The sequence below is a fragment of the Salmonella sp. SAL4457 genome, from assembly GCF_046548235.1.
Taxonomy (GTDB): Bacteria; Pseudomonadota; Gammaproteobacteria; order Enterobacterales; family Enterobacteriaceae; genus Salmonella; species Salmonella enterica.
On sequence record NZ_JBGDZO010000011.1, the window covers coordinates 20146 to 45639 of the forward strand.

The following is a 25494-nucleotide window of genomic DNA, read 5'->3' on the forward strand; positions in this document are numbered from 1 at the left end:
GAAGGGTGTGGTGAAACTTTAATTATTGGCATGGCCGTTTTATCGTTAGCATGTGCGGATATTAACAAATTTGCTGCCAGTGATCTGATACGCTTTATTGATGTTTTCGGGCGACGGACCCGTTATTATTCAAATAACGTTGTTCTGGATGCCAACAGAAATAAAAGGGTAAGTTTTGTCTCAATATTTTCTTTATGTGATATCGATATTTATGAACGGGATCACAAATCGACTTTTCTCATGCTGTAGTCGTTTCGCCAGAGTGGGCGCTTTTACGCTATGGCTGGCGGCAATGTTCGGTTCTTGCCAGGCGTACAGCCGCGAGCTGGTGATGGCAACGACCTTTTCACCCAGCGCGACCGCCTGGATTATCCAGCGCTGGCAGACGGAGCCGGGTTCCGTCATGATTCGTACGCTCAACCGTACCAGCGGTTCTTTAGAGCAATTACTTGATACGGCGAATGCGGAAAATGTCGATCTGATCCTGACGTCATCCCCCATGCTGTTGCAACACCTTCAGGAGCACCAAAAGCTGGCGCTATTGGATAGCGCGCCAGCCGCCAGCCAGAAGCTGGTGCCGCGTTCTATCCGCTCAACTTCAGTGGCGGTAGCGGTATCCGGATTTGGGCTATTGATCAACCGTTCAGCGCTCGCTGCGCGCCATCTTCCGCCGCCTGCCGACTGGCAGGATATGGGCCTGCCCAGTTACCAGGGCGCTCTATTAATGAGCAGTCCGTCACGTTCAGACACCAATCATTTGATGGTGGAGTCGCTGTTGCAGCAAAAAGGCTGGACGGCAGGATGGGCGACGCTGCTGGCAATCTCGGGTAATTTGGTCACGATTTCCTCTCGCAGTTTCGGCGTAGCGGATAAAATCAAAAGCGGGCTTGGCGTTGCCGGGCCGGTCATTGATAACTATGCTAATTTGCTACTTAACGATCCTAATCTTGCTTTTACCTATTTCCCGTCTTCTGCGGTGTCGCCCACTTACGTCGCGGTGTTGAAAAACAGTCGTCATGCAGACGAAGCGCGTGCTTTTATTCATTACTTATTAAGTCCGAAAGGGCAAAGGATACTGGCTGACGCGAATACCGGTAAGTATCCCGTCGCACCGCTTAGCGCCGATAATCCTCGCGCCGCGCAACAAAAGCGTTTGATGGCCCAGCCGCCGTTGAACTATCGCCTGATCCTGAAGCGCCAGCAACTGGTACAGCGCATGTTTGATACCGCGATCAGTTTTCGACTTGCGCAGCTTAAAGATGCATGGCGAGCGTTGCACAGCGCAGAAACGCGGCTTAAACGCCCCTTACCTGAAATCAGAGCTTTATTGACCAGCGTCCCGGTGGATGCGGCAAGCAGCGAGGATGAAACCTGGCTGGCGCAGTTTGATAATAAAAGCTTTGCCGAACAAAAAATGATGGAGTGGCAGATCTGGTTTCTGAACAATCAGCGGCTGGCGATTCACAAACTGGAAGAGCTGAAATGAAGGGGAGATTATTGCAACGGCTTCGTCAGCTCAGTATCAGCAACAGTTTACGGGGTGCATTTTTAACGGGCGCATTACTGACGCTGATTGTCAGTATGGTCAGCCTTTATTCCTGGCATGAGCAAAGTTCGCAGGTTCGCTATTCGCTTGATGAATATTTTCCTCGCATCCACTCCGCTTTTTTAATTGAGGGGAACCTGAATCTGGCCGTGGATCAACTCAATGAATTTTTGCTGGCGCCGAACACGACGGTACGTTTGCAGTTACGTACGCAGATTATTCAGCATCTGGATAAGATTGAGCGTCTCAGTCAGGGGCTTCAGCTTGCTGAGCGCCGGCAACTGGCCGTCATTTTACAGGATAGCCGGACCTTGCTGGCGGAGCTGGACAACGCCCTCTACAACATGTTTTTGGTGCGGGAGAAAGTCAGTGAGCTTTCCGCTCGCATTGACTGGCTCCATGATGATTTCACCACGGAGCTAAATTCGCTGGTACAGGATTTTACCTGGCAGCAGGGGACGCTGCTCGATCAAATTGAGGCGAATCAGGGCGATGCAGCGCAGTATTTGCAACGTTCGCGCGAGGTGCAGAACGAGCAGCAGCAGGTATATACCCTGGCGCGAATTGAAAATCAGATTGTTGACGACCTGCGCGACAGATTGAATGAGCTCAAGTCCGGCAATAATGACGGGATGCTGGTGGAGACCCATATTCGCTATCTGGAAAACCTAAAAAAAACGGCGGATGAGAATATTCGTGCGCTCGATGACTGGCCCAGTACGATCACGCTGCGGCAAACCATCGACGAACTATTGGAAATCGGGATGGTAAAAAATAAGATGCCCGATACCATGCGCGATTATGTTGCGGCGCAAAAAGCCTTACTGGACGCCAGCCGCGCCAGAGAGGCTACGCTAGGGCGCTTTCGCACGCTGCTTGAGGCGCAGTTAGGTAGTAGTCACCAGCAAATGCAGACGTTCAATCAACGCCTGGAACAGATTGTTCGCGTTAGCGGCGGGCTTATTTTAGTGGCGACGCTCCTGGCGTTGTTGCTGGCCTGGGGATTAAACCACTATTTTATCCGTTCCCGGCTGGTAAAGCGTTTTACCGCGCTTAATCAGGCTGTGGTACAGATAGGGCTGGGGAGAACCGACTCGACTATCCCGGTTTACGGGCGCGATGAGCTAGGGCGGATAGCCCGCTTGCTACGTCATACGCTGGGCCAGCTCAATATGCAACGCAGGCAGCTTGAACAAGAGGTCGCCGAGCGCAAAGAGATAGAAGCCGACCTGCGCGCCATGCAGGATGAGTTGATTCAGACGGCGAAACTGGCGGTAGTCGGCCAGACCATGACCACGCTGGCGCATGAAATTAACCAGCCGCTGAATGCGCTTTCAATGTATTTATTTACGGCGGGACGCGCGATTGAACAAGGTCAGAGCGGACAGGCGAGAAATACGCTCACCAAAGCGGAAGGGCTCATTAACCGGATTGACGGCATTATCCGTTCGCTGCGGCAGTTTACCCGTCGGGCGGAGCTGGAAACGCCATTGTATCCCGTTGATCTGCGCCAAACTTTCGTGGCGGCATGGGAGTTATTGGCCATGCGCCACCAATCCCGGCAGGGAGCGCTTTCACTGCCAACCGACACCGTATGGGTTAGCGGCGATGAAGTGCGTATTCAGCAGGTTCTGGTGAATGTGCTGGCGAATGCGCTTGACGCCTGTTCGCATGATGCGGCGATCGCGGTGACGTGGCAGACGCAGGGAGAGGCGCTGGAGGTTTATATTGCAGATAATGGCCCTGGCTGGCCTGTGGCGCTGTTGCCCTCTTTACTCAAGCCGTTTACCACTAGTAAAGCTGTCGGGTTGGGTATTGGGCTGTCGATTAGCGTGTCGCTGATGGCGCAAATGAAGGGCGACCTGCGTCTGGCGTCGACGCTGACGCGTAACGCTTGCGTGGTGCTGCAATTCTCGGTAACGGATGTCGATGATGTTGAATGATGAATGTTCTATTTTGCTGATTGATGATGACGTTGATGTACTTGACGCCTATACCCAAATGCTTGAGCAGGCAGGCTACCGCGTGCGTGGCTTTACCCATCCTTTCGAGGCCAAAGAGTGGGTAAAAGCGGATTGGGAGGGGATCGTTTTGAGCGATGTGTGTATGCCGGGGTGTTCCGGTATCGATCTTATGACGCTGTTTCATCAGGATGACGATCAACTGCCAATCTTATTGATTACCGGACATGGCGATGTACCGATGGCGGTTGATGCGGTGAAAAAGGGCGCCTGGGATTTTCTGCAAAAACCCGTCGATCCGGGCAAGCTGTTGATATTAATTGAAGACGCGCTACGCCAGCGCCGGTCGGTCATTGCACGGCGGCAATATTGCCAGCAGACGTTACAGGTTGAACTGATTGGGCGCAGCGAGTGGATGAATCAGTTTCGACAACGGTTACAACAACTGGCGGAAACGGACATTGCCGTATGGTTTTACGGTGAGCATGGCACTGGACGTATGACTGGCGCCCGTTATCTCCATCAACTGGGGCGTAACGCGAAAGGGCCGTTTGTACGCTATGAACTTACGCCGGAGAATGCCGGGCAGTTGGAGACATTCATCGACCAGGCGCAAGGAGGTACGCTGGTGTTGAGCCATCCCGAATATCTGACACGCGAACAGCAGCACCATCTGGCGCGTTTACAAAGCCTGGAGCATCGGCCTTTTCGTTTGGTGGGCGTTGGCAGCGCTTCGCTGGTGGAGCAGGCGGCAGCTAACCAGATTGCGGCCGAGCTGTACTACTGTTTCGCCATGACCCAAATCGCCTGCCAGTCTCTTTCTCAGCGACCGGATGATATCGAGCCGTTATTTCGCCATTATCTTCGAAAAGCCTGCCTGCGACTCAATCATCCAGTGCCGGAAATAGCGGGGGAATTACTGAAAGGAATAATGCGACGCGCCTGGCCAAGCAATGTGCGCGAACTGGCTAATGCGGCAGAGCTTTTTGCTGTTGGCGTGCTGCCGCTGGCGGAAACGGTCAACCCGCAGTTGCTTCTTCAGGAGCCGAGCCCGCTTGATCGGCGCGTTGAAGAGTATGAGCGACAAATTATTACCGAAGCATTAAATATTCATCAGGGACGAATTAATGAAGTGGCGGAGTATCTGCAAATTCCCCGTAAAAAACTTTATCTGCGCATGAAAAAATATGGTCTAAGTAAAGAGCATTATAAATTCTGATATTACAGTTACTTTCAATCTGGCTGACAACAACAGCAACGATGTCGTTAGCCAGATAACGTCACATCACCGTAATGGTAAATCATTCCATTATTATTATAGATTGCTTATTATTCACCTGAACATCAAATTCTATTTCTTAACTTCAATATAAGGTAAAAATGCGTCAAGTTCTCTGGTGTAATAAATGTACTCTTGTCCGACGATTTGACAAGATGAAAACTTCATCACCTCTCCAGATTACATCTGAATATGAGGACAAGAGAAATGAGAAAACATGCTATTGCAGTAATGATGATCGCCGTATTTTCTGAGTCGGTTTATGCGGAGTCTACCTTATTTATTCCGGACGTCTCTCCTGATAGCGTCACGACATCCCTTTCTGTGGGGGTGTTAAATGGTAAATCCAGGGAGCTGGTTTATGACACCGACACCGGGCGGAAGCTGAGTCAACTGGACTGGAAAATAAAAAATGTCGCCACGTTGCAGGGGGATTTATCATGGGAACCCTATTCGTTCATGACGCTGGAGGCCCGCGGCTGGACGTCTTTGGCATCGGGATCGGGTCATATGGTTGACCATGACTGGATGAGCAGTGAGCAGCCAGGCTGGGCCGATCGTTCAATTCATCCGGACACCAGCGCCAACTATGCTAATGAATACGATTTGAATGTGAAAGGTTGGTTATTGCAGGGCGATAACTACAAGGCGGGCGTGACAGCGGGCTATCAGGAAACCCGTTTTAGCTGGACGGCAAGAGGCGGGTCTTATATTTATGATAATGGTTGATATATTGGTAATTTTCCTCATGGCGTGCGCGGCATAGGTTATAGCCAGCGTTTCGAAATGCCCTATATCGGGCTGGCGGGTGATTATCGTATTAATGACTTTGAGTGTAATGTACTGTTTAAATACAGCGACTGGGTAAATGCGCATGATAATGACGAACACTACATTCGAAAACTTACCTTCCGTGAAAAAAACGGAAAATTCACGATATTATGGCGCGTCTATTGATGCCGGATATTATATTACCAGTAATGCAAAAATCTTTGCTGAGTTTGCTTACAGTAAATATGAAGAAGGTAAGGGCGGTACGCAAATCATAGATAAAACCAGCGGTGATACGGCGTATTTTGGTGGCGATGCCGCAGGTATAGCTAATAATAACTATACGGTTACCGCGGGGTTGCAGTACCGCTTCTAGACCACATCGGGATGTCATCGGTCATAACCGGCCGATGACGACTTTTTGCTGAACGTATGGCATGTCCGGTGATATTGCATAGGGGCAATAAAAGCAACATGAAAGGGGAACCGCTCGAAAGACTATGCAGCAAGAAGAGAATTTCCTGGGTATCAATGGTGTCCCCTGCAGGAATCGAACCTGCAACTAGCCCTTAGGAGGGGCTCGTTATATCCATTTAACTAAGGGGACAACGCGGTGCCAGTATAGCGTTTTTTATTCGCCGGAGTAAGTGTAGCGCCGCCTGACTGGTTAAACCGTCGCCACTCAGCGCTGTTTTTCCGCTTTTTTCCGCTCCCGTTCCAGGCGCTCGCCGCGTAGCCTCGCTTCTTCCTTACGTTTATTGCTCATATCGTTGCGGATCTGCGCGTGGCTCATTAATGCGAAAATAAAGGTGCCGCCGCAGATATTTCCGGCAAGTGTGGGAAGGGCGAAGGGCCAGAGAAAGTCGCTCCAGGGCAGCGTGCCGTTGAAAACCAAATACAAAATTTCAACGGAACCGACGACAATATGGGTGGTATCGCCCAGCGCGATAAGCCAGGTCATCAAAATAATGACCACAATCTTTGCCCCGCCTGCTGCAGGAAACATCCATACCATTGTGGCGATGATCCAGCCAGAGATAATCGCGTTGGCAAACATCTCCGTTGGGCTATTTTTCATGACCTCCATACCAATTTTGACAAAGGCGTCGCGGGTCTCTTCATCAAATATAGGCATATATTCAAATGCCCACGCAGCAACCCCGGTGCCAATAAGGTTGCCCAATAAGACTACGCCCCATAAGCGCATCAGCAGGCCAACGTTACTCAGAGTGGGATTTTGCATTACCGGCAATACGGCGGTAACGGTATTTTCAGTAAATAATTGCTGGCGGGCCATGATGACAATGATAAAACCAAAGGTATAGCCGAGATTTTCCAGTAAAAAGCCGCCGGGAACGCCTTCAAGCTGCACGTGGAAAATCCCTTTCGCCAGGAGTGATGCCCCCATAGAAAGTCCTGCGGCAATGGCTGACCAGAGCAAAGCCATCGCATCGCGTTCCATCTCTTTTTCACCATCCTGGCGAATATGTTCATGAATCGCCATGGCGCGGGAAGGAAGACGATCTTCATCCACTTCAATCTCTTTACCGCTTTGTTTTTCTTCGCTTTCAACTTCCAGGTCACTGCTGTGCCGGTTAATTTTATCGTCGTTAAGGCTATCCATGATGATCTCTGCTGATTAACACATATTAATAAAGCGTAGCGGTTTTTCATTTACCCAGGCCGGGGCATTCTCCGAAAAAATAAAAATGATCACGCTCGTTTTTATCTGTTTCGTTAGAATAGGGCCGTCACGTTGTTGCGTTACCAGGCTATGCTCAAAGCAATGAGATCGCGCATATAGACATCGTTTGACGTGCTGTTAAAATCGCTCACACCTAAACAGGCGGATACGGTAGCGTTCCGTCATGGATGGCAATCAGCGATAGCCATAATTCACAGGGAGACATCTATGAAGCTTCGCCTGTCGGCGCTGGCGCTGGGAACCACACTGCTGGTCGGGTGTGCGAGTTCCGGTACAGAACAGCAGGGGCGTTCAGACCCATTTGAAGGGTTTAACCGCACCATGTACAACTTCAACTTTAATGTGCTGGACCCGTATGTTGTTCGGCCGGTCGCGGTCGCCTGGCGTGATTATGTTCCACAGCCTGCGCGTAACGGTTTAAGTAATTTCACCGGCAACCTCGAAGAACCGGCGATCATGGTGAACTATTTCCTGCAGGGCGATCCTTATCAGGGTATGGTGCATTTCACCCGTTTCTTCCTGAACACCTTATTAGGGATGGGCGGCTTTATTGACGTCGCGGGAATGGCGAATCCTAAGCTGCAGCGCGTTGAACCGCATCGCTTTGGCAGTACGCTGGGCCATTATGGCGTGGGGTATGGGCCTTATATGCAACTTCCGTTCTACGGCAGCTTCACGCTGCGTGAAGATGGCGGGGATATGGCGGATACCTTGTATCCGGTGCTCTCGTGGTTGACCTGGCCAATGTCCATAGGAAAATGGACTATCGAAGGGATAGAAACCCGCGCGCAGTTGCTGGACTCCGATGGTTTGCTGCGCCAGTCTTCCGATCCTTATATTATGGTGCGCGAGGCGTACTTCCAGCGTCATGACTTTATCGCCAATGGCGGAAAACTCAAGCCGCAGGAAAACCCGAACGCGCAGGCGATTCAGGATGAACTCAAAGAGATCGACTCGGAATAAACGGCAGTAAATAAAAAGGTGAGCGCAATGCTCACCTTTTTGATCCGTCTCAGAAAGAGATTAGAACGCGTAGTTAAAGTTAGTACCGAACAGCCAGGCTTTCCCTTCAGATTCAAACTGATAAGGGCCTTCATTAATTTTCACGCTCTGACCATGCATATAAGAGACGCCAACGTCGACAGACGCATCTTTGTTAAAGGCGTAAGTCGTACCGGCGCTCAGCCAGAAACGGTCCTGGTCCGGAATAGAGATAGAACGGTTTTGCGCTGGTACCGGGCTGTCATCGAAGGCGATACCGGTACGGAACGTCCAGTTGTCATCGTAGTAATAGGTGGTACCCAACGCAATGCGATAAGCGTCTTTAAAGCCTTCATGCTTCTCAAAGAGCGTATCGCCGGCGGTCGATTTTGCCTTCAATTCCTGGAACTGGCTCCAGCTGGTATAGGCCAGGCTATAGTGGATGGCCCACTGTGGCGCCACACGGTTATAACCGGACACTTCCCACATTTCCGGCAGATTCAGCGTCAGGTAGCCTGACCGTGTCGCGCCGCCGGTTGCCGTTGGGATAGGCAGGTTAAATCGGTTTATAGCGATGGGAAGATCGCTACTGTAGTTGCCTTTAAAGTCAATTTTGACTTCCGAGCGGTAGGTCAGCGCGTAGCGGTTATTTTTATCCAGTTCATAAAGGATACCGGCATTCCAGCCAAAGCCCCACTGATTACCGTTCAGGTGGGCAATCTTGGTGTCGCTGGGAATCTGACCCGCGACCGGCGCCAGCGCCGGATTCTGTGCCGCGACCAACTGGCCTAAATCGCCCGCAAAACGTTCGATTTTCGCACGTGCGTATACCGCATCAAAGCCGAGGCCGAAGCTCCAGGCCTCATTTAAGCGATAAGCGCCGCTTAAATTCAGGTTCATGGTTTCAAGATCGGTCGTACCGCCAACCGAGCCGCCGGCGTATGTGTCGTTAAACTCTGTCGCCAGACCATAGTTAGAGGTAATAGAAGCCCCCCAGCCAAACTGATCGTTAATCGGGGCGACAAAATGGACGTTCGGCACCCAGGCCGTCGGCGCGATGTTATCCGCATCTAACGTCCGACGAGATGGCGATGTCCCGCTAATATTAACATCAGGATCAATATAAACCGCGCCCGCTGAAAACGTCGGGCGGTCAAACATGGTAATTAACGCCGGGTTGCGGCTAACGTTACCCGCATCATCTGCGATTGCGCCTTCACCCGAATAGGCCCGGCCAAGGCCAGAGGAAGAAAATTCGTTTAACTGAAAGCCTGCAGACCAGGCCTGGGTGGAGATGATTGCCACTGCGACTGCGAGAGCAGACTTTGTAAACAGGGTTTTCTGGCTCATGACCATAACCTCATTGATTATTTTTATACAAACTATGTTACATGCTGTAACAGGAGCGCGAAGTGTAGGGTCTGCGGTACGACTTAGAAATCAGACCAGTGGCGAGAGTATAGGTCTGACCAGCTAGAATGTTGCAAGTATGTTTATAAGTTTTTTCAATTGTGATCTTAGAAACGAGATCTGGCTGGCAAAATCGGCGGGCTTAACGGTCACCCGATCGCGCGATTTTTGTTTTAGATCATTTTTAAGTGTGATTTCGGTCACTTAACGCGTTTCCCACCATTAACGACTGGAGAGGCGAATGCCGGGAGCGTAAAATATCCCCATCGTTTATCTGGCACCCTGGGTGCAAATACAGAGGAAATCTACAATGAGTAAATGCAGTGCTGATGAAACCCCGGTTTGCTGCTGTATGGACGTTGGAACCATCATGGACAACTCCGATTGCACCGCGTCATACAGCCGCGTATTCGCTACCCGCGCAGAGGCTGAAGAGACGCTGGCGGCGTTAACCGAAAAAGCGCGTAGCGTGGAGTCTGAACCTTGCCAAATTACGCCAACCTTTACCGAGGAATCCGAAGGCGTTCGTCTGGATATTGATTTTGTTTTCGCCTGCGAAGCAGAAACGCTGATCTTCCAGCTCGGCCTGCGTTAATCCGTTCATTCACGACGCCTCCGTCATCATCTGGCGGAGGCGTTTTCTTTTTTTGTCGTTTCCCTTCACTGTGCCTTAGCTCCCACTTTCTTTTCTCTCTGCTTGGCTAAATGTAAAAAATTGGTTAAGACTGTGATCAGGTCAGACCACTAATTTATTTTTTTACAGGGGAGTACTATGCGTCAGGCTTTACCGTTGGTCACCCGTCAGGGCGATCGCATTGCTATTGTCAGTGGGTTACGAACCCCCTTCGCTCGTCAGGCCACTGCATTTCATGGTATTCCCGCTGTTGATCTCGGCAAGATGGTGGTAGGCGAGCTGCTGGCGCGCAGTGAAATTCCAGCCGATGCCATTGAGCAACTGGTTTTTGGTCAGGTAGTACAAATGCCGGAAGCCCCCAACATTGCGCGCGAAATTGTGCTGGGTACGGGAATGAATGTTCATACCGATGCCTATAGCGTAAGCCGCGCCTGCGCCACCAGTTTTCAGGCGGTAGCGAATGTGGCGGAAAGCCTGATGGCCGGCACGATACGCGCGGGTATCGCTGGCGGCGCAGATTCGTCGTCGGTACTGCCAATAGGCGTGAGTAAAGCCCTGGCGCGGGTACTGGTTGATGTCAATAAAGCCCGGACGACCCGCCAACGGCTGACGCTTTTTTCTCGTCTGCGCTTACGCGACCTGCTGCCCGTTCCCCCCGCTGTTGCTGAGTATTCCACCGGTCTGCGCATGGGCGATACCGCCGAACAGATGGCGAAAACGTATGGTATTACGCGTGAACAGCAGGACGCGCTGGCGCATCGTTCACATCAGCGCGCCGCGCAGGCATGGGCGGAGGGCAAACTGGCGGAAGAAGTGATGACGACCTATGTGCCGCCGTATAAAAACCCCTTTGCAGAAGACAACAACATTCGCGGCGCCTCCACGCTGGCGGACTACGCTAAACTGCGTCCCGCTTTTGACAGAAAACATGGCTCCGTAACTGCCGCCAACAGTACACCGCTGACCGACGGCGCTGCCGCCGTTATTCTGATGACCGAATCCCGCGCTAAAGAGCTGGGGCTGCTCCCGCTTGGTTATCTGCGCAGCTACGCCTTTACCGCTATTGATGTCTGGCAGGACATGCTATTGGGGCCGGCCTGGTCAACGCCGCTGGCGCTGGAGCGGGCCGGGTTGACGATGGCCGATCTGACGCTTTTTGACATGCATGAAGCGTTTGCCGCTCAGACTCTGGCGAACTTACAACTGCTGGGCAGCGAACGATTTGCCCGTGAGGTGCTTGGTCGTGCGCAGGCGACAGGGGAGGTGGATGACGCTAAATTCAACGTGCTCGGCGGCTCAATCGCCTACGGGCATCCTTTTGCCGCAACGGGCGCGCGGATGATAACCCAAACGTTGCATGAATTACGGCGTCGGGGCGGAGGTTTTGGCCTGGTCACGGCCTGCGCAGCTGGCGGTCTTGGCGCGGCGATGGTTCTGGAGGCGGAATAATGACTACCACATCAGCTTTTATGCTTAACGTGCGTCTGGATAATGTCGCGGTTGTCGCTATTGATGTCCCTGGAGAAAAGGTGAACACCCTGAAAGCGGAGTTTGCCGCGCAGGTACGCGCCATCCTGAAGCAGATCCGGGAAAATAAAGCGTTGCAGGGCGTTGTTTTTATCTCAGCCAAAGCAGATAACTTTATTGCTGGCGCTGATATCAACATGATAGGTCACTGCCAAAACGCGCAGGAAGCGGAAACGCTGGCGCGTCAGGGGCAACAACTGATGGCGGAGATTCAGGCGTTGCCTGTTCCGGTTATCGCTGCCATTCACGGCGCCTGCCTGGGGGGCGGTCTTGAAATGGTGCTGGCCTGCCATCGGCGTATCTGTACCGACGACGTTAAAACCGTTCTCGGACTGCCGGAGGTACAGTTAGGGCTTTTACCGGGATCGGGCGGAACGCAGCGACTTCCACGGCTGGTGGGGGTCAGTACCGCGTTGGATATGATCCTGACAGGTAAACAGCTTCGCGCCAGACAGGCGCTTAAAGCCGGGCTGGTTGATGATGTGGTGCCGCAAACCATTTTACTGGAAGCGGCTGTCGAGCTGGCTAAAAAAGAACGTCTGGCGCAGCGGACATTACCGGTCCGGGAACGTATCCTGGCGGGGCCGCTGGGGCGCGCGCTGTTATTTCGCCTGGTGCGTAAAAAGACAGCGCAAAAAACGCAGGGTAATTATCCGGCGACGGAGCGGATCATTGATGTGATTGAAACCGGACTGGCGCAGGGCAGCAGTAGCGGCTATGACGCGGAAGCGCGCGCTTTCGGCGAGCTGGCGATGACGCCTCAATCGCAGGCGCTGCGCGCTGTTTTCTTTGCCAGTACCGAGGTGAAAAAAGATCCCGGTAGCGATGCGCCGCCCGGCCCGCTGAACAGCGTGGGCATCTTAGGCGGCGGGTTAATGGGCGGCGGTATCGCCTGGGTTACGGCCTGTAAAGGCGGTTTGCCAGTACGAATTAAGGATATAAATACTCAGGGGATCAATCATGCTCTGAAATACAGCTGGGATCTGCTTGAAACAAAAGTACGCCGCCGCCATATCAAAGCCAACGAACGCGATAAACAGTTGGCATTGATATCAGGTTCGACCGATTACCGTGGTTTCAGTCATCGTGATCTGGTCATTGAAGCGGTGTTTGAAGATCTGCCGTTAAAACAACAGATGGTGGCGGAAGTGGAGCAAAATTGCGCTGCTCACACCATTTTTGCCTCCAATACTTCTTCCCTGCCGATTGGCGATATTGCGGCGAATGCGGCCAGACCGGAACAGGTGATTGGATTGCACTTTTTTAGCCCGGTCGAAAAAATGCCACTGGTTGAGGTTATTCCTCATGCGTCTACTTCCGCGCAGACCATCGCCACGACCGTTAAGCTGGCGAAAAAACAGGGTAAAACCCCGATAGTCGTCAGTGATAAAGCCGGGTTTTATGTTAACCGAATTCTTGCGCCGTATATCAATGAGGCGATTCGGATGCTGACTGAAGGCGAACGCGTCGAACATATTGACGCCGCCCTGGTAAAATTTGGTTTTCCGGTGGGACCAATCCAACTTTTGGATGAGGTGGGAATCGATACGGGCACTAAAATTATTCCTGTGCTTGAGGCGGCGTATGGAGAACGTTTTAGCGCGCCTGCAAATGTTGTTGCTTCAATTTTGAATGACGATCGCAAAGGTAGAAAAAATGGTCGCGGTTTCTATCTTTATGGCGAAAAAGGGCGTAAAAGCAAAAAACAGGTTGACCCTGCTATTTATAAGCTTATTGGCGTGCAAGGGCAGAGTCGACTATCTGCGCAGCAGGTGGCAGAGCGCTGTGTCATGTTAATGCTTAACGAAGCGGCGCGCTGTTTCGACGAAAAAGTGATTCGCAGCGCGCGCGATGGCGATATTGGCGCCGTGTTTGGTATCGGTTTTCCGCCGTTTCTCGGTGGCCCGTTCCGCTATATGGATGCTCTCGGACCGGGTGAAATGGTGGCGACATTACAGCGCCTGGCGGCACTTTACGGTCCTCGTTACGCGCCTTGTGAACAATTAGTGCGCATGGCGGAGCGCAGGGAGCATTTCTGGACGAATGGGGAAACTGACCAGGGAAATTGAGGTCAAAGAGAATATGAATCCGCACTGAATGCCTCCTTAGTGGCGAAATAACAATCAAGGATTGACTATACTTACGCCATTGAGGTAAAAAACAGCGTTTCATTCAGTGAATGGATAAGGCACAATGCCGGCCACCGCATTTTTGCCGCAGCCAATAGGGGCATGTGGTAAGCGTGTTGGTGAAACTGGTTAACAAAAGCGGTGCAATATGCAAGTTTTTATCATGCGTCACGGCGACGCAGCCCTCGATGCCGCCAGTGATTCGGTTCGTCCCTTGACCCCTTGTGGGTGTGACGAGTCTCGCCTGATGGCGAACTGGCTGAAAGGTCAAAAAGTGGATATCGAACGTGTTCTGGTGAGTCCGTTTCTTCGGGCCGAACAGACGTTAGATGTGGTCGGCGATTGTATGAATCTGCCGGCTCAGGTGGATGTCCTGCCGGAGCTAACGCCCTGTGGCGATGTCGGTCTGGTCAGCGCCTACCTCCAGGCGCTGGCCAATGAAGAGATCGGATCGGTGCTGGTGATTTCTCACTTACCTCTGGTCGGATACCTGGTATCTGAGCTTTGTCCGGGCGAAACGCCGCCGATGTTCACGACGTCCGCAATTGCCAACGTTACGCTTGATGAAAGCGGCAAGGGGACATTCAACTGGCAAATGAGTCCCTGCAATCTGAAAATGGCGAAAGCGATTTAATCTTTGCTGCCTGATGGCGCTTCGCTTATCAGGCCTACGACAGCGCTGGCTGTTCGTAGGCTGGATCAGGCGCTTGCGCCGCCATCCGGCAATTCCGCATCAGGGTAATTCGGGCGGTTGCCACTCTTCCACTTCAATCAACACCAGCAGCGCGGCGTCGCCGCCGTACTCTTTCGGCGCCTGATGAAAGGCCATCACATGCGGATGCTGCGCCAGCCATAACGGCGTTTGCTGTTTCAGAATATGTTTACCGTGTCCATGCATGACGCAGGCGCAAAAAATATGTTCCCGACGGCAGGCGGCAATCAGCGCCCCCAGTTCCTGCTTGGCCTGAAGCTGCGTTAAGCCGTGTAAATCCAGAAACAGTTCCGGCGAATAGTCGCCGCGGCGCATTTTTTTTAGCTCGAAATGGCTGACATCTTTACGGACATACTTTACCGGCCCTTCCGTATTGAGCAGCGGCTGGAACTCATCGGAAAAATAGTGGCTGGCGTCCGCCTGTTCCTGAATTAACCTTCGGGTAGGGACTTCCGTGATTTTCTTGCGCAGTGGCCGATGGACGATAGTATCCTGTTTAATCTTTCGGGTGCCGACCATCAGCTGACGGAACAGCGCCTGGTCCTCCTCGCTGAGCGATGTTTTCTTTTTCATTCGTGGGTCTCGTCTGATCTTTTGCCTTAGTTTACCCGACCCGGAGGATATCCGAACGGTCAAAACGGATTTTTCGTATTCTCCCGCCGCGTCAATGCTGATTTATCCCTGTCTTCGTGGCAAACTAGCCGCCGAATTTAATGCGAGCATGCCCTGGAGGAATACGTGGATAAAATTTTCGTCGATGAAGCAGTAAGTGAACTGCATACCATTCAGGACATGTTGCGCTGGGCGGTAAGCCGCTTTAGCGCGGCGAATATCTGGTATGGACACGGTACCGATAACCCGTGGGATGAAGCGGTACAACTGGTGTTGCCGTCTCTTTATCTGCCGCTGGATATTCCGGAAGATATGCGGACCGCGCGGCTGACGTCCAGCGAAAAACACCGCATTGTCGAGCGAGTGATTCGTCGCATTAACGAGCGTATCCCGGTCGCCTACCTGACCAATAAAGCCTGGTTCTGCGGCCACGAATTTTATGTCGATGAGCGCGTGCTGGTGCCGCGTTCGCCGATTGGCGAGCTGATTAATAACCACTTCGCCGGCCTTATTAGCCAACAGCCGAAATATATTCTGGATATGTGTACCGGTAGCGGCTGCATCGCCATCGCCTGTGCTTATGCTTTCCCGGACGCAGAGGTTGATGCGGTCGATATTTCGCCGGATGCGCTGGCTGTCGCCGAGCATAACATTGAAGAACACGGTCTTATCCATCACGTGACGCCAATCCGTTCCGATCTGTTCCGCGATCTGCCGAAAGTTCAGTACGATCTGATTGTCACTAACCCGCCTTATGTCGATGCGGAGGATATGTCCGATCTGCCGAACGAATATCGCCACGAACCTGAGCTGGGGCTGGCGTCCGGCACTGACGGCCTCAAATTGACCCGTCGTATCCTGGGAAATGCGCCGGATTATCTGTCCGATGATGGCGTTCTGATTTGTGAAGTCGGAAACAGCATGGTACATCTGATGGAGCAGTATCCGAATGTGCCGTTCACCTGGCTGGAGTTTGACAACGGCGGCGATGGCGTCTTTATGTTGACCAAAGCGCAGTTGCTCGCGGCCCGTGAACATTTCAACATTTATAAAGATTAAAACACGCAAACGACAACAACGATAACGGAGCCGTGATGGCAGGAAACACAATTGGACAACTCTTTCGCGTAACCACTTTCGGCGAATCACACGGGCTGGCGCTTGGGTGTATCGTCGATGGCGTGCCGCCCGGCATCCCGTTGACGGAGGCCGATCTGCAGCACGATCTCGACAGACGCCGCCCCGGCACCTCGCGCTATACTACCCAGCGCCGCGAACCGGACCAGGTAAAAATTCTCTCCGGCGTGTTTGATGGCGTGACGACCGGCACCAGCATTGGCCTGCTGATTGAAAACACCGATCAGCGCTCGCAGGACTACAGCGCGATTAAAGATGTTTTTCGTCCGGGACACGCGGATTACACCTATGAGCAGAAATACGGCCTGCGTGATTACCGTGGCGGTGGACGTTCTTCCGCGCGTGAAACCGCGATGCGCGTAGCGGCAGGGGCGATCGCCAAGAAATACCTGGCGGAAAAGTTCGGCATCGAAATCCGCGGCTGCCTGACCCAGATGGGCGACATTCCGCTGGAGATTAAAGACTGGCGTCAGGTTGAGCTTAATCCGTTCTTTTGCCCCGATGCGGACAAACTTGACGCGCTGGACGAACTGATGCGCGCGCTGAAAAAAGAGGGTGACTCCATCGGCGCGAAAGTGACGGTGATGGCGAGCGGCGTGCCGGCAGGGCTTGGCGAACCGGTATTTGACCGACTGGATGCGGACATCGCCCATGCGCTGATGAGCATCAATGCGGTGAAAGGCGTGGAGATCGGCGAAGGATTTAACGTGGTGGCGCTGCGCGGCAGCCAGAATCGCGATGAAATCACGGCGCAGGGTTTTCAGAGCAACCACGCTGGCGGCATCCTCGGTGGCATCAGTAGTGGGCAACACATTGTGGCGCATATGGCGCTGAAACCTACCTCCAGCATTACCGTGCCGGGACGTACGATCAACCGGATGGGTGAAGAAGTCGAAATGATCACCAAAGGGCGCCACGATCCGTGTGTGGGGATTCGCGCAGTGCCGATCGCAGAAGCCATGCTGGCGATCGTACTGATGGATCACCTACTGCGCCATCGGGCACAGAATGCGGATGTAAAGACAGAGATTCCACGCTGGTAAGAAATGAAAAAAACCGCGATTGCGCTGCTGGCATGGTTTGTCAGTAGCGCCAGCCTGGCGGCGACGCCGTGGCAGAAAATAACTCATCCTGTCCCCGGCGCCGCACAGTCTATCGGTAGCTTTGCCAACGGCTGCATCATTGGCGCCGACAAGTTGCCGGTACAGTCCGATAATTATCAGGTGATGCGCACCGATCAGCGCCGTTATTTCGGCCACCCGGACTTGGTCATGTTTATCCAGCGGTTGAGTCATCAGGCGCAGCAACGGGGGCTCGGAACCGTCCTGATAGGCGACATGGGGATGCCTGCCGGAGGCCGCTTTAATGGCGGACACGCCAGTCATCAGACCGGGCTTGATGTGGATATTTTCTTGCAGTTGCCGAAAACGCGCTGGAGCCAGGCGCAGCTATTGCGCCCGCAGGCGTTAGATCTGGTGTCCCGCGACGGTAAACATGTCGTGCCGTCGCGCTGGTCGTCGGATATCGCCAGTCTGATCAAACTGGCGGCACAAGACAATGACGTCACCCGTATTTTCGTCAATCCGGCTATTAAACAACAGCTTTGCCTCGATGCCGGAAGCGATCGTGACTGGCTACGTAAAGTACGCCCCTGGTTCCAGCATCGCGCGCATATGCACGTGCGTTTACGCTGCCCTGCCGACAGCCTGGAGTGCGAAGATCAACCTTTACCCCCGCCGGGCGATGGATGCGGCGCTGAACTGCAAAGCTGGTTCGAACCGCCAAAACCTGGCACCACAAAGCCTGAGAAGAAGACACCGCCGCCGCTGCCGCCTTCCTGCCAGGCGCTACTGGATGAGCATGTACTCTGATGGACAATTTTTATGATCTGTTTATGGTCTCCCCGCTGCTGCTGGTGGTGCTGTTTTTTGTCGCCGTACTGGCAGGATTTATCGATTCTATCGCCGGGGGCGGAGGGCTGCTCACTATCCCTGCGCTGATGGCCGCCGGGATGTCGCCGGCAAACGCGCTGGCGACCAATAAATTACAGGCGTGCGGCGGCTCCCTCTCGTCTTCGCTCTATTTTATTCGCCGTAAAGTGGTAAACCTGGCCGAGCAAAAGCTCAATATTCTGATGACGTTCATTGGCTCGATGAGCGGCGCGCTGCTGGTGCAGCACGTGCAGGCGGATATTTTGCGCCAGATCTTGCCTATCCTGGTGATTTTCATCGGCCTCTATTTTTTATTGATGCCGAAGCTGGGCGAGGAAGATCGCCAGCGCCGCCTGTATGGATTACCGTTCGCGCTGATAGCCGGGGGATGCGTCGGGTTTTACGACGGCTTTTTCGGGCCTGCCGCCGGGTCGTTTTACGCTCTGGCGTTTGTCACCTTATGTGGCTATAACCTGGCGAAATCCACGGCACATGCCAAAGTGCTTAACGCTACCTCCAACGTTGGCGGCCTGCTGTTATTTATCATCGGCGGCAAAGTGATCTGGGCGACGGGCTTCGTGATGCTGGTTGGTCAGTTTTTAGGGGCGCGAATGGGGGCGCGTCTGGTGTTGAGCAAAGGCCAAAAACTTATCAGACCGATGATCGTTATTGTCTCGGCGGTAATGAGCGCCAGGTTACTTTATGATAGCCACGGACAGGAGATCCTCCACTGGTTGGGGATGAATTAATGAACAGTACGCACCATTACGAACAGTTAATTGAGATTTTTAACGGCTGCTTTGCCGAAGAATTTAATACCCGTCTGATTAAAGGCGACGACGAACCGATCTATCTTCCTGCTGACGCGCAGGTACCGTACCACCGTATCGTCTTTGCGCATGGGTTTTACGCCAGCGCGCTGCATGAGATTTCTCACTGGTGTATCGCCGGTAAGGCGCGCCGCGAACTGGTTGACTTTGGTTACTGGTACTGCCCGGACGGACGCGACGCGCAGACCCAAAGTCAATTCGAAGACGTTGAGGTGAAGCCACAGGCTTTCGACTGGTTGTTTTGCGTGGCGGCGGGGTATCCCTTTAACGTCAGTTGCGACAATCTGGAAGGCGATATTGAGCCGGATCGCGTGGCGTTTCAGCGCCGGGTTCATGCGCAGGTAATGACGTATCTGGAGCAGGGCATTCCTGAACGTCCGGCCCGCTTCATCAAAGCGCTACAGAATTACTATCACACGCCCGAACTTAAGGCGGAACAGTTCCCGTGGCCGGAAGCGCTTAATTAAAGCCAGCGCCACGTTTACAATGAGGAAAGAAGATGATCGCGGAGTTTGAATCACGCATTCTGGCATTAATTGACGATATGGTAGAGCACGCCAGCGACGATGAGCTTTTTGCCAGTGGATACCTGCGTGGCCACCTGACGTTAGCCATTGCCGAGCTGGAGAGCGGTGATGACCACTCCGTCGAGGCGGTCTATGCCAACGTTAGCCAAAGTCTGGAAAAAGCGATCGGCGCCGGCGAACTGTCGCCGCGCGATCAGGCGTTAGTCAAAGCGATGTGGGACAATTTGTTCGACAAGGCAAAACAATAACACCGTGGGCCGGAAGGCGACGCTTGCCGCCTTCCGCTATTGACTGACCCATTACTTCACCGCTTTTCCCTTCAATAACTTTCTCACCCATAACCGATTCGGATTTAACGCCGCCAGCGTACCGGCATCCAGTGGAATCGGCTCGTTACTCATCTGCGCCGCCAGAATTTCTGCGCATAATGGCGCTGAGCACAAACCACGCGATCCCAGCGCGCCGAGCATAAATAAACCCGGATACACAGGCGCAGGCGCCGCCGACGTTTTATTATCGGCTAAATCGGCGTAATGCGTCAGCGTGGCGTGGTAATCCGGGACATTGCCCACCATCGGCAGGTGGTCGCGGGTGGCGCAACGCACGCCGCAACGGGCGCTGTTGCCGCTAACGTCAACCTCTGTGGCCCATTTCGCATCCGGAAAACAGTCAAGCAGACGCTGTCGGTTCTGACGCTGATCTTCTTCGCGCCAGACGGTGCTTTCGTCGCCCCGGTGATAGCTGGCGCCAATACAGTGCTGCTGATTATGCGGATTTTGCGGCGTCAGATAGCCGTCGTAGCATAACACCTGACGCAACGCCGAGAGAGCGGGGGTGGTGGGAATATGACTGACCTGCCCCCCGACGGCATACACCGGCAGCGGCCGGGTCTGATCAAAACGGTTAATCTGATGGCCGTTCGCCAGGACGACGGTCTCATGGCTGGCGGTTTCACCTGACATAAAGCGCAGTTGCCAGCGCGACTCCTGCGCAACGAGCGACGTGAGCGTATGGCGAAAGCGCGTTTGTAAACCCTGTTCGGTCGCCAGTGCGATGACTGCGCGAGTTAATTGTTCCGGGCACAGCCAGCCGCCTGCCGGATAGGTAATTCCTCCGCAGCGTGTCGTCACGCCAACCGCCTGTTCCGCCTCTTCGGCATTGAGCGCCGAGGCCAGTCCGGCGGGCAGCGCCAGGGACAGCATCTGGGTAATTTTCTGCTGGCTTTTCTCATCCCATCCGAGCTGCGTTACGCCGCACCAGTCATGATCAAAAGAGACGGGCAGGGCATCATACAGGCGACGGGCAAAGGTGAATGCGGTCGGGAAAAAGCGATTAATGGCGGCGTCATGTTTGCTAAGGAGCGGATAAAGCGCGCCCTGTCGATTACCGGAGGCGCCCTGGGCGGGCTGATCATCTGCGCAATAGAGCGTCACCTGCCAGCCGCGACGCAGTAACGCCAGTGATAACAGCGCGCTGGCGATGCCGCCGCCAATGATCGCCGTTTCACGTTTTTCGCTTCCGCTGCGGTAAAACCAGGGCGCGGAAAGGGTCGGCATGAGGTGTTGTTCCATCACTCCGCAAAGCATCTCGCGTTTACGTCCGAAGCCTTTGCGTTTTTGCATGGTAAAACCTGCTTCCTGTAATCCCCGACGAACGAAGCCCGCCGAGGTAAACGTCGCCAGCGTTGCGCCGGGCCGCGCCAGCCGCGCCATCGCGTTAAACAGGTTTGGCGTCCACATATCCGGATTTTTCGCCGGGGCAAAACCGTCGAGGAACCAGGCGTCGACTGTTTGATTCAGCGTGGCGTCCAGTTGGTCGGTCAATTCATTAATATCGCCAAACCACAAATCCAGTGTCACCCGGCCCCGATCCAGCAATAGGCGGTGGCACCCCGGGAGCGGCAGCGGCCATTGCGCCTGCAGCTGCTCTGCCCAGGGCGCGAGCTCCGGCCAGTGTTGGTGCGACAGCGCCAGATCGTCGCGCGTTAACGGGAATTTCTCAAAACTGATGAAATGTAACCTTTGCAGCGTCGCCTGTGGGTGCGCAGAACGAAAGCTGTCAAACGCCTGCCACAGCGTCAGGAAGTTGAGTCCGGTGCCAAAACCGCTTTCCGCGACTATAAATAATGGATGTGAATGTACGGGAAATCGCTCCGCAAGACGATTGCCGCCAAGAAAAACGTAGCGTGTCTCTTCGAGTCCATTGTCATTAGAAAAATAGACATCATCAAAATCTCGGGAAACAGGTGTACCCTCAGCGTTAAATTCGAGTGTGGCGGGTTGTATGGCGTATTGTTTCACGTAAGTTACTCGTCTGACGGGCGGTATCGCGATCTTAACGATGTGTGCCTGATGGCGCAAATTTCCGTACTAAATGGCTGATCGGACTTGTTCGGCGTACAAGTGTACGCTATTGTGCCAATCGAAACTTAAAAATAGTGCGAATTACAGAGGTATTGAATGAAACGTGCAGTGATTACTGGCCTGGGCATCGTTTCCAGCATCGGTAATAACCAGCAGGAAGTCCTGGCATCTCTGCGTGAAGGACGTTCAGGGATCACTTTCTCTCAGGAGCTGAAGGACGCCGGCATGCGTAGCCAGGTATGGGGCAACGTAAAACTGGATACCACTGGCCTCATTGACCGCAAAGTCGTGCGCTTTATGAGCGACGCCTCCATCTATGCTTATCTGTCTATGGAGCAGGCAGTGGCCGACGCCGGTCTGGCGCCGGAAGTCTATCAGAATAACCCGCGTGTCGGCCTGATTGCAGGTTCCGGCGGCGGCTCCCCGAAATTCCAGGTCTTTGGCGCAGACGCCATGCGTAGCCCGCGTGGTCTGAAAGCCGTGGGCCCGTATGTGGTGACGAAAGCAATGGCATCCGGCGTTTCCGCCTGCCTCGCTACGCCGTTTAAAATTTATGGCGTGAACTACTCCATTAGCTCCGCTTGCGCGACCTCCGCACACTGTATCGGCAATGCGGTTGAACAGATCCAACTGGGCAAACAGGACATCGTTTTTGCTGGCGGCGGCGAAGAGCTGTGCTGGGAAATGGCCTGTGAGTTCGATGCGATGGGCGCACTGTCCACCAAATACAACGATACGCCTGAAAAAGCGTCCCGTACCTATGATGCGCACCGTGATGGGTTTGTCATCGCGGGCGGTGGCGGTATGGTTGTTGTCGAAGAGCTGGAGCACGCTCTGGCGCGCGGCGCGCATATCTATGCGGAAATCGTCGGCTATGGCGCAACATCCGATGGCGCAGACATGGTTGCTCCGTCTGGTGAAGGCGCAGTACGTTGCATGCAGATGGCGATGCACGGCGTAGACACGCCGATCGACTACCTGAACTCTCACGGTACCTCTACTCCGGTAGGCGACGTGAAAGAACTCGGTGCAATCCGTGAAGTGTTTGGCGATAACAGCCCGGCTATCTCCGCGACCAAAGCGATGACCGGCCACTCGCTGGGTGCGGCTGGCGTGCAGGAAGCCATCTACTCTCTGCTGATGCTGGAGCACGGTTTTATCGCGCCGAGCATCAACATCGAAGAGCTGGATGAGCAGGCTGCGGGTCTGAACATCGTGACCGAAACGACCGAGCGTGAACTGACTACCGTAATGTCTAACAGCTTCGGTTTTGGCGGCACCAACGCCACGCTGGTGATGCGTAAGTTGTAAGCCTGACTATTACGTTGTAGTATCAACAATGAAACAGGTCGCTAATGCGACCTGTTTTTTCATTCAGGGAACAACAAATTATATGGATATTATATAAATGCCAACTAATACATTAGATAAAATTAGGCATAGTTTGAGTTGTGTGGCTGTTTTATTTGGTTTGTTCGGCATTTTTGTTTTTGCCTCATTTTCGCCTTCCTATGCCTGGCTTTATTTGGGAGGTCTGGCTGCGCCTTTTATATATAGTATTGTTTTTGTCTATGCGATTGCCGCCTGGAGTATTTATTCAAAGTATTACCCGTTTTTATCATTGGGTCGCTTATCATTCGTGGAGTGTTTTGTTCCGGCGCTGGTCCTGGTGTGCCTTACCGTTCTCTACAATGCTTTTAGTGGCCCGGAACCCTGGATGGCCGAGTTATCAAGGCAATTTTTTCTTCATAAATTTCTTAACACGCTGGCGATGTGCTTTCTGGCTCCTGTGGCGGAGGAAATTATATTCAGAGGGTTTTTATTAAACAGCAGTATCGGTTGGGGTCGGTACTCAAGAGCTTCCGGTATTATTATTACTTCACTCGCTTTTGCATTTATGCATACACAATATCTCTTTGCGGTGACTTTTGTTTATCTGTTTGTTTTTTCATCGATATTATGCGTTGTTCGAATGAGAAGCCGTGGGCTAATGATACCGATAACACTTCATATTTTAAATAATGCCTGGGTTGTTTTCGGCTTACTGTTTTCAGCGACGGAATAAGAGCCTGATGAAATAGGCGCTTTAACCTCTCCGGTACGAACAAGAGACCGATGGCGATTCCCTTTTTTAATGCTTCTTATATTCCGGCGCGACTTTTGCTGACCAGGCCTCAGCCTGGGTGATGGCGCCTGCGTCATAAATCGGCTGTTCATAACCCCTGTCAGCATCCCGAACGCGGTAAATTTTCCAGCGTCCCTCTTCCCAACGGGTATAAACTTCCAGGTGGATGGGCGTTGACTCTGTGCCCAACAGAACATCCACTTTTTCTCCGCCGAGGAAAGGGTGTGCCTTCCCAACCCGTAACTGTGGAATCCACTCTGGCGCATAGTCCTGCGCATACATAAAATAATCTGCCCCCACAATCTCCTGTTCATAAAGGGACTGTATTAGCGCCAGGCGAAGAATAACCTCTTTAGCAACGTAACGTTGCATTAAGGCGGTGGTGTCGTCAGGGGGATTCACATCGTTCGTGAACGTCGTCATCCATGAGGTATAGAACTGCTTCACGGCCTGCGTACTGTCGTGATGAGGCGCAGAGCAACTACAAAGCAACAGGATAAGCGCGACAAGGGAGAACGTTTTCATTAATTCTTCCTGTAGATGGTATATGAGGGCCTGGCTGCCCGGTAGCCCGGGCCGGCCCACATATCGCGTTGTTTAAAATCTGAATACCACTCTGTGCCATCGTATATCGCCATGTGACCGCTCGGGTTTCCGCCAGCGTAAGGTTGAATAATGATGACGTCACCCTCGCGCGGCATTTCATAGGTACCAATAGCGGTGAATCCGGCGCTTCTTAACATTGGGCCATAATCTTTCGCATGATACGTATGCCCCAGCGTGATACCGCCCGCCTGAATTGCCTTTCGGGTAAATTCCGCACACCGGCCTTGAGAATGAGAACCTGCATGCGTTTTGGCATAATTAACCGCCACTCTTTTATCCCAACTCATAATGATTCCTGTTAATAAAATACGTAATAGCAATTACGTAATGCTTTAACAGTATTTGATTCGGGAAGCATGACAGATAGTGCTATTACTATTTTCAATAGAATAAGTTTAAATGTTTATTAATTGTTGAGATTGATAAGTTAGGGCTAATTTATTCAACATTAACTATTATTCTGCGATATCGGCATCATTTTTTATTTGCATATCGCCATAGCGCGACGGCCAGATCTCCTGCGGCGTGATGCCCAGCGCGTCCGCAATAATCCGTTCAGCTCTCGGCCAGGAGCGGGTAAAGACATTGCGCAGTGAATCAGGTGATAAACCGGCCTGACGAGAAAGATCTCTGAGCGTAATACCTCTTTTTTCCAGTGCACTTTTAATATCTGCACGATGCCAGTCTTGGCTTTTTGGTTCCATTCTG

Annotated in this window: 23 protein-coding genes, 1 tRNA gene and 1 pseudogene; 17 read left to right on the plus strand and 8 right to left on the minus strand. The window is 52.8% G+C overall.

The window, feature by feature from the left end:
- Nucleotides 1-292: 292 nt before the first annotated feature.
- From pgtC to pgtE, 4 genes and pseudogenes are all read left to right on the plus strand, one after another.
- Nucleotides 293-1486: a phosphoglycerate transport regulator PgtC gene (gene pgtC, locus ACLJNW_RS21805; protein ID WP_000467980.1), complete on the plus strand. Its 1194-nt coding sequence runs from the start codon at nucleotides 293-295 to the stop codon at nucleotides 1484-1486.
- Nucleotides 1483-3489 (plus strand): two-component system sensor histidine kinase PgtB, encoded by a 2007-nt coding sequence (gene pgtB / locus ACLJNW_RS21810; protein ID WP_024154776.1) that lies wholly within the window; start codon nucleotides 1483-1485, stop codon nucleotides 3487-3489. Before pgtC ends, pgtB begins: the two co-directional genes overlap by 4 nt.
- Nucleotides 3479-4726 carry a two-component system response regulator PgtA gene (gene pgtA, locus ACLJNW_RS21815; protein ID WP_000930842.1) on the plus strand — a complete coding sequence of 416 codons (1248 nt, stop codon included), beginning with the start codon at nucleotides 3479-3481 and terminating at the stop codon, nucleotides 4724-4726. The genes pgtB and pgtA overlap by 11 nt, the downstream gene beginning before the upstream one ends.
- Before the next feature lie 267 nt (nucleotides 4727-4993).
- Nucleotides 4994-5933 (plus strand): annotated as a pseudogene (pgtE, locus tag ACLJNW_RS21820) (omptin family outer membrane protease PgtE).
- Between the two features lie 156 nt (nucleotides 5934-6089).
- On the opposite strand, the gene ACLJNW_RS21825 reads toward pgtE, so the two are convergent.
- Nucleotides 6090-6164, minus strand: a tRNA-Arg gene (locus ACLJNW_RS21825).
- Nucleotides 6165-6239: 75 nt separating this feature from the next.
- Entirely contained in the window at nucleotides 6240-7181 is a 942-nt protein-coding gene (locus ACLJNW_RS21830; RefSeq protein WP_000377772.1) for a formate/nitrite transporter family protein, read from the minus strand.
- Between the two features lie 288 nt (nucleotides 7182-7469).
- Here ACLJNW_RS21830 and mlaA point away from each other — a divergent pair, with 288 nt between their 5' ends.
- Nucleotides 7470-8225 (plus strand): phospholipid-binding lipoprotein MlaA, encoded by a 756-nt coding sequence (gene mlaA, locus ACLJNW_RS21835; protein WP_000776787.1) that lies wholly within the window; start codon nucleotides 7470-7472, stop codon nucleotides 8223-8225.
- A 60-nt stretch (nucleotides 8226-8285) separates the two neighbouring features.
- Here the strand turns inward: mlaA and fadL are convergent, their stop codons facing one another.
- Nucleotides 8286-9593, minus strand: a complete 1308-nt coding sequence (gene fadL / locus ACLJNW_RS21840) for a long-chain fatty acid transporter FadL (RefSeq protein WP_001533060.1) — start codon at nucleotides 9591-9593, stop codon at nucleotides 8286-8288.
- A gap of 370 nt (nucleotides 9594-9963) precedes the next feature.
- On the opposite strand from fadL, the gene ACLJNW_RS21845 reads away from it, so the two are divergent.
- From ACLJNW_RS21845 to sixA, 4 genes are all read left to right on the plus strand, one after another.
- Nucleotides 9964-10248 (plus strand): YfcZ/YiiS family protein, encoded by a 285-nt coding sequence (locus tag ACLJNW_RS21845; RefSeq protein WP_000030904.1) that lies wholly within the window; start codon nucleotides 9964-9966, stop codon nucleotides 10246-10248.
- Between the two features lie 177 nt (nucleotides 10249-10425).
- Entirely contained in the window at nucleotides 10426-11736 is a 1311-nt protein-coding gene (gene fadI, locus ACLJNW_RS21850) for an acetyl-CoA C-acyltransferase FadI (protein WP_023203889.1), read from the plus strand.
- Nucleotides 11736-13883, plus strand: coding sequence for a fatty acid oxidation complex subunit alpha FadJ (fadJ, locus tag ACLJNW_RS21855; RefSeq protein WP_024154775.1), 2148 nt, complete (start codon nucleotides 11736-11738; stop codon nucleotides 13881-13883). Before fadI ends, fadJ begins: the two co-directional genes overlap by 1 nt.
- Before the next feature lie 208 nt (nucleotides 13884-14091).
- Entirely contained in the window at nucleotides 14092-14577 is a 486-nt protein-coding gene (gene sixA / locus ACLJNW_RS21860) for a phosphohistidine phosphatase SixA (RefSeq protein WP_001195800.1), read from the plus strand.
- Nucleotides 14578-14676: 99 nt separating this feature from the next.
- On the opposite strand, the gene smrB is transcribed toward sixA, so the two are convergent.
- The gene (gene smrB, locus ACLJNW_RS21865) at nucleotides 14677-15228 is read right to left on the minus strand and encodes an endonuclease SmrB (protein WP_000730795.1); all 552 of its coding nucleotides are present in this window, start codon (nucleotides 15226-15228) and stop codon (nucleotides 14677-14679) included.
- A gap of 165 nt (nucleotides 15229-15393) precedes the next feature.
- Between smrB and prmB the strand changes: the two genes are divergently transcribed.
- The 6 genes from prmB to ACLJNW_RS21895 are packed head-to-tail and all read left to right on the plus strand — an operon-like array spanning nucleotide 15394 to nucleotide 19940.
- Nucleotides 15394-16326 carry a 50S ribosomal protein L3 N(5)-glutamine methyltransferase gene (gene prmB, locus ACLJNW_RS21870; protein WP_001650203.1) on the plus strand — a complete coding sequence of 311 codons (933 nt, stop codon included), beginning with the start codon at nucleotides 15394-15396 and terminating at the stop codon, nucleotides 16324-16326.
- Nucleotides 16327-16361: 35 nt separating this feature from the next.
- On the plus strand, nucleotides 16362-17447 hold the full coding sequence (gene aroC / locus ACLJNW_RS21875) for a chorismate synthase (RefSeq protein ID WP_000918457.1): 1086 nt from the start codon (nucleotides 16362-16364) through the stop codon (nucleotides 17445-17447).
- 3 nt (nucleotides 17448-17450) lie between these two features.
- Nucleotides 17451-18275 carry a penicillin-insensitive murein endopeptidase gene (gene mepA / locus ACLJNW_RS21880; RefSeq protein ID WP_000750423.1) on the plus strand — a complete coding sequence of 275 codons (825 nt, stop codon included), beginning with the start codon at nucleotides 17451-17453 and terminating at the stop codon, nucleotides 18273-18275.
- Nucleotides 18275-19084, plus strand: a complete 810-nt coding sequence (locus tag ACLJNW_RS21885) for a sulfite exporter TauE/SafE family protein (protein ID WP_000368596.1) — start codon at nucleotides 18275-18277, stop codon at nucleotides 19082-19084. The genes mepA and ACLJNW_RS21885 overlap by 1 nt, the downstream gene beginning before the upstream one ends.
- The gene (locus tag ACLJNW_RS21890) at nucleotides 19084-19632 is read left to right on the plus strand and encodes an elongation factor P hydroxylase (RefSeq protein ID WP_001089212.1); all 549 of its coding nucleotides are present in this window, start codon (nucleotides 19084-19086) and stop codon (nucleotides 19630-19632) included. The genes ACLJNW_RS21885 and ACLJNW_RS21890 overlap by 1 nt, the downstream gene beginning before the upstream one ends.
- Before the next feature lie 32 nt (nucleotides 19633-19664).
- Entirely contained in the window at nucleotides 19665-19940 is a 276-nt protein-coding gene (locus ACLJNW_RS21895) for a YfcL family protein (RefSeq protein ID WP_000559749.1), read from the plus strand.
- A gap of 51 nt (nucleotides 19941-19991) precedes the next feature.
- Here the strand turns inward: ACLJNW_RS21895 and mnmC are convergent, their stop codons facing one another.
- Nucleotides 19992-21992: a bifunctional tRNA (5-methylaminomethyl-2-thiouridine)(34)-methyltransferase MnmD/FAD-dependent 5-carboxymethylaminomethyl-2-thiouridine(34) oxidoreductase MnmC gene (gene mnmC, locus ACLJNW_RS21900; RefSeq protein ID WP_023203887.1), complete on the minus strand. Its 2001-nt coding sequence runs from the start codon at nucleotides 21990-21992 to the stop codon at nucleotides 19992-19994.
- A 159-nt stretch (nucleotides 21993-22151) separates the two neighbouring features.
- On the opposite strand from mnmC, the gene fabB reads away from it, so the two are divergent.
- Complete coding sequence (gene fabB, locus ACLJNW_RS21905) at nucleotides 22152-23366, plus strand: beta-ketoacyl-ACP synthase I (RefSeq protein WP_000817161.1); 1215 nt, start codon at nucleotides 22152-22154, stop codon at nucleotides 23364-23366.
- Nucleotides 23367-23463: 97 nt separating this feature from the next.
- Nucleotides 23464-24120: a CPBP family intramembrane glutamic endopeptidase gene (locus tag ACLJNW_RS21910; protein WP_023203886.1), complete on the plus strand. Its 657-nt coding sequence runs from the start codon at nucleotides 23464-23466 to the stop codon at nucleotides 24118-24120.
- Nucleotides 24121-24186: 66 nt separating this feature from the next.
- On the opposite strand, the gene ACLJNW_RS21915 is transcribed toward ACLJNW_RS21910, so the two are convergent.
- The 3 genes from ACLJNW_RS21915 to ACLJNW_RS21925 form a co-directional block, all read right to left on the minus strand.
- On the minus strand, nucleotides 24187-24705 hold the full coding sequence (locus ACLJNW_RS21915) for a YbjP/YqhG family protein (RefSeq protein ID WP_000847535.1): 519 nt from the start codon (nucleotides 24703-24705) through the stop codon (nucleotides 24187-24189).
- Nucleotides 24705-25073 (minus strand): NlpC/P60 family protein, encoded by a 369-nt coding sequence (locus ACLJNW_RS21920; protein WP_000118258.1) that lies wholly within the window; start codon nucleotides 25071-25073, stop codon nucleotides 24705-24707. The genes ACLJNW_RS21915 and ACLJNW_RS21920 overlap by 1 nt, the downstream gene beginning before the upstream one ends.
- Nucleotides 25074-25241: 168 nt before the next feature.
- Nucleotides 25242-25490: a transcriptional regulator gene (locus ACLJNW_RS21925; protein WP_000433427.1), complete on the minus strand. Its 249-nt coding sequence runs from the start codon at nucleotides 25488-25490 to the stop codon at nucleotides 25242-25244.
- Nucleotides 25491-25494: the final 4 nt, after the last annotated feature.

Coding starts and splice junctions, on each gene's coding strand:
- pgtC (WP_000467980.1), top strand. CDS start 293: ATGTTCGGTTCTTGCCAGGCGTACAGCCGCGAGCTGGTGATGGCAACG.
- pgtB (WP_024154776.1), top strand. CDS start 1,483: ATGAAGGGGAGATTATTGCAACGGCTTCGTCAGCTCAGTATCAGCAAC.
- pgtA (WP_000930842.1), top strand. CDS start 3,479: ATGTTGAATGATGAATGTTCTATTTTGCTGATTGATGATGACGTTGAT.
- ACLJNW_RS21830 (WP_000377772.1), bottom strand. CDS start 7,181: ATGGATAGCCTTAACGACGATAAAATTAACCGGCACAGCAGTGACCTG.
- mlaA (WP_000776787.1), top strand. CDS start 7,470: ATGAAGCTTCGCCTGTCGGCGCTGGCGCTGGGAACCACACTGCTGGTC.
- fadL (WP_001533060.1), bottom strand. CDS start 9,593: ATGAGCCAGAAAACCCTGTTTACAAAGTCTGCTCTCGCAGTCGCAGTG.
- ACLJNW_RS21845 (WP_000030904.1), top strand. CDS start 9,964: ATGAGTAAATGCAGTGCTGATGAAACCCCGGTTTGCTGCTGTATGGAC.
- fadI (WP_023203889.1), top strand. CDS start 10,426: ATGCGTCAGGCTTTACCGTTGGTCACCCGTCAGGGCGATCGCATTGCT.
- fadJ (WP_024154775.1), top strand. CDS start 11,736: ATGACTACCACATCAGCTTTTATGCTTAACGTGCGTCTGGATAATGTC.
- sixA (WP_001195800.1), top strand. CDS start 14,092: ATGCAAGTTTTTATCATGCGTCACGGCGACGCAGCCCTCGATGCCGCC.
- smrB (WP_000730795.1), bottom strand. CDS start 15,228: ATGAAAAAGAAAACATCGCTCAGCGAGGAGGACCAGGCGCTGTTCCGT.
- aroC (WP_000918457.1), top strand. CDS start 16,362: ATGGCAGGAAACACAATTGGACAACTCTTTCGCGTAACCACTTTCGGC.
- mepA (WP_000750423.1), top strand. CDS start 17,451: ATGAAAAAAACCGCGATTGCGCTGCTGGCATGGTTTGTCAGTAGCGCC.
- ACLJNW_RS21885 (WP_000368596.1), top strand. CDS start 18,275: ATGGACAATTTTTATGATCTGTTTATGGTCTCCCCGCTGCTGCTGGTG.
- ACLJNW_RS21890 (WP_001089212.1), top strand. CDS start 19,084: ATGAACAGTACGCACCATTACGAACAGTTAATTGAGATTTTTAACGGC.
- ACLJNW_RS21895 (WP_000559749.1), top strand. CDS start 19,665: ATGATCGCGGAGTTTGAATCACGCATTCTGGCATTAATTGACGATATG.
- fabB (WP_000817161.1), top strand. CDS start 22,152: ATGAAACGTGCAGTGATTACTGGCCTGGGCATCGTTTCCAGCATCGGT.
- ACLJNW_RS21910 (WP_023203886.1), top strand. CDS start 23,464: ATGCCAACTAATACATTAGATAAAATTAGGCATAGTTTGAGTTGTGTG.
- ACLJNW_RS21915 (WP_000847535.1), bottom strand. CDS start 24,705: ATGAAAACGTTCTCCCTTGTCGCGCTTATCCTGTTGCTTTGTAGTTGC.
- ACLJNW_RS21920 (WP_000118258.1), bottom strand. CDS start 25,073: ATGAGTTGGGATAAAAGAGTGGCGGTTAATTATGCCAAAACGCATGCA.
- ACLJNW_RS21925 (WP_000433427.1), bottom strand. CDS start 25,490: ATGGAACCAAAAAGCCAAGACTGGCATCGTGCAGATATTAAAAGTGCA.